Here is a 2,986-nt window from a genome sequence, read left to right on the forward strand (position 1 = left end):
GTTTAGCTATTCTTACTTTAAGTTGGGATTATATTTTTAACAATACGAAATTATTTAAAGTAAGGTTTTATATTCAATATGAATTAATATTAATAGGCGGTGGCATTTATTAAAGTCGATAAAATAAAATTAATAATTATTATTGTTATTCTAATAACATTTTTTGTCTCAATATGTTTAAGACTTACTTTACCATGCATCATATTTTTCTCTTTATTAACGATTGTGACTAATATTACACATCGGTATTTCATGATTTACAGTTATAAACTTTATTTAGTAATCATTGCATTGATTTTACTTGTATCATCCGGGCTAATTGCTATATGGAGTCCAAGTTACAGCCCAAACAATGCAATTTATAATATTATCCCAATTTGCGGATTTTTACTTGTTGCAATATCTTATTCTTTTAATATGAAATATGCGTCTTTGATAATCCAGTCTGTTCCCCTTATCGAAACTGGCAAATTTAAGGAAGCCGTCGAAAAAATTGATAAATTAATGAAATCCAATCTTTCCAAAATTCAACCTTATCCTAATCGTCAAATTCTTTTTTTCCATAAAGTAGTAGCTTTAAATAATTGTGGAAATCGAATCGAAGCGTTAAATTTAATAGATGAACTTATTGAAGAAGGATTAAATGAAAAAATCGAAATTTCGGTATTAAATTATAAATTTATTATTTTATTGGGTCTTAGACGATATGATGATGCAGAAGAAATGATTGATCTAATTCTGGATAAAGATCCAGAAAATCATCTTACCCTTCTAAATGAAGCATTATTCCTTTACAAAATTGGATGTAAAGAAGATGCAGCAGAAGCTTTCGAGGATTTGTTGAATGAAACTAATGAAAAACTTTCAAAATTTAAAGAAATGATGTTTCCAGAAAATATTTGGAATATGGAATTGACTCAAGTATTTGAAAGAATAAGGTCTCCGAAAGAATTTTTGAACATGGAATTAAATGATATGTTATTTCAAAAGTCAGTTATTCACGAGCGACTGCACCAATATAAAGAAGAATTAGAATGCCTCAATGAAATATTAGAATTGAATCCAAAACACTTGCTTGCATGGAACATGAAAGGTTATGTTTTTGCACATCTTGGCAAGTATGATGAGGCTTTAAAGTGTGTGAATAAATCTCTTGAATTATATTCACGAAATACCTCTTCATTAGACATCAAAGGATTTATCTTGGCACATTCTGGTAAGCCTGATGATGCATTAAAATACTACCAAAAAGCACTGGAAATAGATTCTTTATTTGAAGAAGCATACTATCATAACGGTGAAGCTCATAAGGAGCTCAAACAGTATACTGAAGCACTTCAATGTTTTAAAAAAGTTCTTGAGTTAAACCCTTACTGTGAACGTGCTAAAGAAGACATAGAACAGATTAGTGGTCAAAACCAAGATATATCCTAACACTCCTCTGAATTTGTCGTGAAAATTAGTTTGCGAGTTCATAAGTAAAATATCATAACTTGTTCATATCAATGATTTCTTTCCAGGGAGGTTTCCTAAAACAGATGGGCATCTACTACCAGATTCTGGGTAATATCTTATATTTTACTTCTCGGGTGTATTCAGTGTATCCATCCAATTCTTTCTGGAGGGTTTCATCTTCCAGATTTGTTCGGATAAAAAGTAGTAACAATGAAATGGCAACTGGAATCAAACCCCAAAATGAGCCCAGGACTAATGGAGTGGCAATTGAGTATATCAGTCCACCCAGATATCCGGGATGTCTGATGAAACTGTAGGGGCCTTCTTTACAGACTGTTTGTCCTCGCTCGGTCTGGATGCGGACCACCGATGAGAAGTATTTGTTCACCATTTTCGCCCATAAAATGATTATCTGCCCAATTGCATAGAGGAATATGCCGATGATTATTATATAAAAAGGAATCTGAGGATACCAATAGAAACGTCCCCCGTCCAGGGCTGATATTATTAGAATGGCCAGGAATACTGGTATGGAAACCTTTTGAAATACCAGATCCCATTTTTTCACTCCTTTATCAGGTGCCAACCTTTCCTGAATTAACTCAGATGGGAGTAAAAAGTAGGATACAATGAGGAAGATAAGGTTCAAACCTGTATAGGCCCATCCCTGCCAGTAGTCAAGGCGGCCTGCAGAGATAAAGATTACCACAATGATTAAGACAATGAAAGAAAGAGATTTGAGAATTAACTTCCCACTTACTTTTCCAATGGAACCTGATTCTTCAGTCATATTATATTGCTCCTCTTGAAATCAATACAATAAGACATAATCACAAAGTTAGGGTCTATGAGCAAGTTATTATAATCGTGTATAAATTATAGTGTTTAACTATCTTAAATTTACACATTATGTAAATTGAGACTTGAGGATAGCAGAGTGCTAAGCCTCCTCAAATAAGCCTTCCTGCAGATATTGTTTTGCCTTCACCCCTTATTCTGTTTATAAACTGGAATTCGTTTTTAAGAATTTTACTTCTTTTACTAGTGCTGCAATCAGACTGCCTTGGATATGTTCAATTTTTTAATGATTATCCTCCAAGAGATGATCACTGCTACTTTTTTATTTATGTTTACTTCTCACATGCTCTCCTGGACAATGCAAATCATTACCTTTCATCATAGTAATGTTCCCCCACAAATAGGCAGGGAGGTGAAAAAATTTGAGAGCAAGTCAAGCAATGCCTTTTGGAGCAAAGGCAATTCTATATCGCCCCAAATTATTCTCCGACCATGAGGAAGTAATTATCTACGAACGTGACGAATTCAGGCGAACATTCAACAATATCAGGGATTGCATTCAAGAAATAATCCTTAAGAATCATCAACTAGAACAACAACAAAACAGTCGTGGACTCATGGGAGAATGGATCTGGATTATGGAACGGATCCACCTAATAGACAATAATCTCGAAGATTTTTTCACCGACAATTCCTGTCAAGGTTTCCTGGATACATACATACCCAATTCCGT

At 33.8% G+C, this 2,986-nt stretch carries 2 protein-coding genes; one reads left to right on the forward strand and one right to left on the reverse strand.

Translation table 11 applies throughout. The annotated features are described in order from the left end of the window. Positions 1 to 291: 291 nt before the first annotated feature. Positions 292 to 1,434 (forward strand): tetratricopeptide repeat protein, encoded by a 1,143-nt coding sequence (locus PLI06_10185; protein HOI77961.1) that lies wholly within the window; start codon positions 292 to 294, stop codon positions 1,432 to 1,434. Positions 1,435 to 1,549: 115 nt separating this feature from the next. On the opposite strand, the gene PLI06_10190 is transcribed toward PLI06_10185, so the two are convergent. Further along, on the reverse strand, positions 1,550 to 2,245 hold the full coding sequence (locus PLI06_10190; protein ID HOI77962.1) for an isoprenylcysteine carboxylmethyltransferase family protein: 696 nt from the start codon (positions 2,243 to 2,245) through the stop codon (positions 1,550 to 1,552). Positions 2,246 to 2,986: the final 741 nt, after the last annotated feature.

It is taken from the genome of Methanofastidiosum sp. (assembly GCA_035362715.1).
Taxonomy (GTDB): Archaea; Methanobacteriota_B; Thermococci; order Methanofastidiosales; family Methanofastidiosaceae; genus Methanofastidiosum.